Consider the following 5,336-nt stretch of genomic DNA (forward strand, 5'->3'; position numbering starts at 1 on the left):
ATAGTATATGAAGTTATATTAAAGATTCAAAAAGGGATATCTATTTATCAGTAAAATACGAAAAGTATTAATTAAATAGTTCACCTGGAATTGCTTTTTCTAAATCTCGATTTGTAAAGAAGTTAATAGATAGTTTTTCAACCTCGACATTTTCAATGGGTACTAATTTATCATTATTAATCGGTAAAAAAGCTATCCCATTTCCCTCAACAATAAACTCTTCAATAAGCGAATAAGAATCTAACTGTTGAAGTTGATGCTGAGATAGATTGTTTTTTTTTAGAAATTGTATTGTCATATTTCTAAAAGGGCACTTTTTATCGTTACTAACAAAGAAAAGTTCTTTTGAAAAGTCAATGGTACACTGTTCTTTCGCTTTTAATAAGCCTACAGAAATTGAAGTGGTGAATACTTTTTTAAACGCTGCATCAGGATAATCCTCATAAGTTAGGACCATATCAACTTTTTGTTGCTGTAGTAGTTTTTGTAAATGGCTACTACTTTCTATATATATTTGATAATTCCTGAAATTTTCTTTAATACGCATACTTAAATAATTAGTCAAAATAGATTGTGACGTCGCTATTACATAAGAAGAAGTACTTGTTTTAATTTCATCTTTCGCTTCTTCTAATAGAGCTAATATTTTATTCGTGTAGTCTAATAAAATGTCACCAGAAGGTAACAGGGAAACACCTTTGTTATCTCTATGTAGTAAAGGTGTTTCTAATTCTTGTTCTAATTTTTTGATTCGCTCAGTTACATTTGGTTGTACATAGCCTAACTCTTTAGCAGCTTTACTAATAGATCCTTCGTTAGCTACAGTTTTAAATATGATAAGATCATTTATTTCCATTCATTTCATCCCCTTATACGGTATCATTATAAATGATACCAAATATAATTTATACCTATTTTACGTCAGCCAATCACCGATTTATCATTATGTATATAAGATTGAAAGTGAGTGATAATCATGATTGGAATGCAATATAAGGTCATTTTACCAAAGGATTATGACATGGAGATTATTAAAAAAAGGGTAAAGGATAATGGGTTTAAAACTGATGGTTTTCAAGAACTAAATTTTAAGGCTTATTTAATTACTGAGACAGGTAAGGATGGGAATTTCGATAACTGTTATGCACCTTTATATATTTGGAATGGTCATGAAGGGATGAACAAATTTATATTCGAAGGGTATTACGATAATATTTTACAATCGTTTGGGTGGCAGCAAATAAATATAGGTGTTCCATTAGTTGTTAATTTAAGTAATGATTTTAGAAAAAGTAGATATGCTGTTGAATATGCAGGGAGTATTTCTCAAAAGGAATCGCTGATTGGGACGCAATTAAATAAAGTAAATGAAAATGTGCAAAACATAGAAAAATGTTTAGGAAATGTAATAGTTTATAATCCGGATAAGTGGGGATATAGTCAATTCAGTTTTTATAAGGAAAAGCCTGAAATAGATGTAATGGACGATGTTACTATTTATGAGATTTTACATATTTCACGATGATATGTTGTTGAATGCTAAATTAAGAAAAGGGAATGAAAATGTATGCCTTTTGTGAACGTTTATTATCATGAAAATATATTAAATAAAGAAGAGCTGAAAAAGATAGGTGAATGTATCCATCTTTCATTAATTGAACATTTTAACATCCCTGAAAATGATTATTTTCAAATGTTTTTACCTTATCAACAAAATCAATTTTTGTATAATCCATATTATTTGTTGGAAAGAGGAGAACTGAGAACTGAGAATATGATTCATGTTTCTATTACATGTGGACCTGGAAGAACAGTGCAGCAGAAAAAAGGTTTGTATCAATCTGTATCCTTTAAAATTTCAGAATGTTCCAATGTAAAAGTTGCTGACATTTTTATTACACTACATGAGACAGCTGCTGAAAACTGGTCATTTGGTCAAGGGATGGCACAACTGGTAAAAATGAAGGGAGCAAAATGATGAATGAACCAATTGAATTTTATATTCAAAAGAAAATGAGAGAAATAGCACCTGTATTTGCTCATTATAGTGAAGAGATATTATTTGAGGAAGTGTGGCGGGATGCCACTGTAACATTAAGAGAAAGAAGTTTATGTACATTGTCGGCACTAATCAGTCTCGGTAATACAGAACAATTACCATTTTATTTGAAGCTAGCTAAACAAAATGGGATTATGGAGAATGAATTAGTTGCATTAATAACACATATGGCTTTTTACGTTGGTTGGCCAAAAGCTGTGGCAGCTTTAAATATAGTAATGGATGAAATGGAAAGTTAAGAATAATGATTTTGGGAGATATTTTTAGCATATTTCTACTTGCATTACTATCACTTGAGTGGTAAAGTGATAGTACGATCAACGCTAGGAAGTGATAAAACATGCGTGAGAATACAATAGGATCATTAATATGGTTACGTTTAATACGGTTTACGAACCAAAGTAATCAGATGTCAAATGAGTTTTTAAAACGTTTTGATTTAACGACAGCTCAATTTGATGTGCTTTTGCAAATACGGACTTATCAGCCATTAACACAAATGGAGTTAGCAGAAAAGGTTACCGTTACACAAGGCGGTATTTCTCGAATGTTAACACGTCTTGAAAAAGAAGGATATATTATACGAAAACAAGATTGGAAAACGAAAACAATTAGTCTTACAGAGCAAGGGGAAGAGGCTTTAGAAAGAGCATTGCCAGAGCAACTTGCATTTCAATCATCATTTTTTGATGACGTATTAAATGAAGATGAGCAGAAGATACTATACGAGTTAATGACAAAAGTTCATAAGCATAGTGAAAAAAAAGAATTACCGAATGAGTAATTTTTTTTACTCATTCAATTGACTAATCAAGTGATAAAGAGGAGGAAGTTTTATGTATACAATTCCAGGACATCACCACATTTCTATGGTGACAAAAAATGCGAAAACAAATAATGATTTTTATCAAAAAGTATTAGGATTACGCCGAGTGAAAAAGACAGTCAATCAAGATAATCCATTTATGTATCATTTGTTTTATGGCGATTTAACAGGGAGTGCCGGAACTGAATTATCATTTTTTGAAATGCCGAATGTAGGAAGAACAATCCGTGGTACAAATGCAATAACACAAATAGGTTTGCTAGTACCTTCAATAGAAAGTCTTACATTTTGGAAGAGACGTTTTGAGTCGCTTCAGGTGGCGCATGGGGAAATTACAACTTACGCCGGCCGAGACGCACTGCACTTTGAAGATCCAGATGGCCTACGGTTAGTACTATTAAATAATAACGGTGAAGAGGTGCCTGAATATTGGACTGCATGGGATGAATCTTCTGTAGAGCAGAAGAATCGTATTTTAGGCATGGGAACAGTTGAAATGACAGTACGCAGTTTAAATAAATTATCAAAAACATTAACAGGCTTGTTTAGTTATAAAGAAGTATCTCGTTCAGACGATGAGGGGATTTATCAATCTATTGCTGGTCAATCATTTGGAGAAATTTTGGTGAAACAGCAAGAGGGAGAGAGTGAAAGACCTGGAAAAGGAAGTATTCATCATTTAGCTATTCGTGTAAAAAATGATGAAGAACTGAGTTATTGGAATGCAGCGGTGAAAGATAAAGGGTTCCAATCAACGGGGATTATCGATCGCTTTTATTTTAAAAGTTTATATTTCCGTGAGTCAAATGGAATTTTATTTGAGATTGCGACGGATGGACCAGGATTTACTGTAGATTCAGCGGTTGCTGAATTAGGAAAAGAGCTAGATTTACCACCGTTTTTAGAAGAGAGAAGAAAAGAGATTGAAGAGAAATTAATACCACTTGATTAAAAGGGAGAGGACAACTATGGAAAAATACCGCATGGATACAAGTAAAGGAATTGAATTTGGATTATATTCAATTGGGGATCATATTTTAAATCCGCATAATGGGAAACAATTAAGTGCGGGGGAGCGAATTCGTGAGCTTATCGAAACAGCTAAGTTAGCTGATACAGCTGGACTTGATGTATTTGCGGTTGGTGAAAGTCATCAAACTCATTTTACAACGCAAGCCCATACAGTTATTTTAGGGGCCGTTGCACAAGCTACGAAAAACATTAAAATCGCGAGTTCTGCAACAGTATTAAGCACGTCAGATCCGGTTCGTGTATATGAGGACTTTGCCACAATAGATTTAATTTCTAATGGTCGTGCGGAAATCGTTGCTGGTCGTGGATCTCGTATTGGGGGATATAGTTTACTGGGTTACGATGTGAATGATTATGAAGAACTATTTGAAGAGAAGATGGATCTTTTATTAAAAATAAATAAAGAAGAAAGTGTAACATGGAAAGGGCAGTTTAGAGCACCGCTTGAACACGCTTCGATTATTCCAAGAGCTAAAAATAATAATTTACCAATTTGGCGTGCGGTTGGTGGTCCACCAGCTAGTGCGATAAAAGCGGGGCGCGCAGGTGTTCCGATGATGATAACAACACTTGGCGGACCAGCTATTAATTTTAAAGTGTCAGTAGATGCTTATCGTGAGGCGGCTGCGCAAAATGGATTTGATCCAGCGAGTTTACCGATTGCTACAACGAGTTTATTTTATACAGCAGAAAATTCACAAGATGCACTTAGTGAATATTATCCTCATATTAATGCTGGTATGCTTGCACTACGTGGTGGTGGGTATCCAAAACAACAATTTACTAATGCAGTAGATTACCGTGACGCGTTAATGATTGGTAGCCCGCAACAAATTATTGAAAAAATGCTTTACCAATATGAATTATTTGGACAGCAACGTTTTATGGCACAGATTGATTTTGGCGGTGTACCATTTGATAAGATTGAGAAAAACATTGAATTAATTGCCACTGAAATTATGCCGGCTGTTAGAAAATATACAACAAAATCATGATAAAAGTACCGGGAATATAATCTATTCTCGGTACTTTTTTATATTTAGCTCGCTATTTGCGGGCCGCCCGACTGGCGTGGGCTAATATTTAGTTAGAAAAAATGACAAAAAAACGAATTTTATGTCTAAAGAAAGGGAAGTTTTTTTCTATTTGTGAATAACAATATTGTTGATTTGAATTTTGAAAATACATTTTTCTCTTGACAAAAATCTAGCGTATTTTCGGATTTGATTGGAGGACATTTTTTTAGAGAGAAGTCAAGCGTATGAAGAGAAAAACGTAATAATAATTGATATAAGAGTAAGTTGTATGTTTGAAAAATACGTTTTTTAAATGTGAGAAATTTAATTCAAAAAAATTACAAAAGACATATTTCAGACAAAATCCTGTCAATAATACGTCAAAAATCACCTGAATTTATTA

Annotated in this window: 7 protein-coding genes; 6 read left to right on the forward strand and 1 reads right to left on the reverse strand. The window is 33.3% G+C overall.

Going from position 1 to position 5,336, the window contains the following annotated elements; all coding sequences use genetic code 11:
* Nucleotides 1-67: 67 nt before the first annotated feature.
* Complete coding sequence (locus KI356_RS24670; RefSeq protein ID WP_128281402.1) at nt 68-856, reverse strand: LysR family transcriptional regulator; 789 nt, start codon at nt 854-856, stop codon at nt 68-70.
* A 120-nt stretch (nt 857-976) separates the two neighbouring features.
* On the opposite strand from KI356_RS24670, the gene KI356_RS24675 reads away from it, so the two are divergent.
* The 6 genes from KI356_RS24675 (at nt 977) to KI356_RS24700 (ending at nt 4,912) form a co-directional block, all read left to right on the forward strand.
* A complete protein-coding gene (locus KI356_RS24675; protein WP_128281401.1) occupies nt 977-1,525 on the forward strand; it encodes a DUF4865 family protein in 549 nt (182 codons plus the stop codon).
* Nucleotides 1,526-1,567: 42 nt separating this feature from the next.
* A complete protein-coding gene (locus KI356_RS24680) occupies nt 1,568-1,978 on the forward strand; it encodes a tautomerase family protein (RefSeq protein ID WP_128281400.1) in 411 nt (136 codons plus the stop codon).
* Entirely contained in the window at nt 1,975-2,298 is a 324-nt protein-coding gene (locus tag KI356_RS24685) for a carboxymuconolactone decarboxylase family protein (protein ID WP_234842466.1), read from the forward strand. Before KI356_RS24680 ends, KI356_RS24685 begins: the two co-directional genes overlap by 4 nt.
* A 101-nt stretch (nt 2,299-2,399) precedes the next feature.
* Nucleotides 2,400-2,843 carry a MarR family winged helix-turn-helix transcriptional regulator gene (locus KI356_RS24690; RefSeq protein WP_128281398.1) on the forward strand — a complete coding sequence of 148 codons (444 nt, stop codon included), beginning with the start codon at nt 2,400-2,402 and terminating at the stop codon, nt 2,841-2,843.
* A 52-nt stretch (nt 2,844-2,895) separates the two neighbouring features.
* Nucleotides 2,896-3,837 carry a ring-cleaving dioxygenase gene (locus KI356_RS24695; protein ID WP_128281397.1) on the forward strand — a complete coding sequence of 314 codons (942 nt, stop codon included), beginning with the start codon at nt 2,896-2,898 and terminating at the stop codon, nt 3,835-3,837.
* A gap of 16 nt (nt 3,838-3,853) precedes the next feature.
* The gene (locus KI356_RS24700; protein ID WP_128281396.1) at nt 3,854-4,912 is read left to right on the forward strand and encodes an LLM class flavin-dependent oxidoreductase; all 1,059 of its coding nucleotides are present in this window, start codon (nt 3,854-3,856) and stop codon (nt 4,910-4,912) included.
* Nucleotides 4,913-5,336 lie beyond the last annotated feature (424 nt).

Origin of the sequence: Bacillus hominis, assembly GCF_018332515.1 — a bacterium.
Lineage (GTDB): Bacteria > Bacillota > Bacilli > Bacillales > Bacillaceae_G > Bacillus_A > Bacillus_A hominis.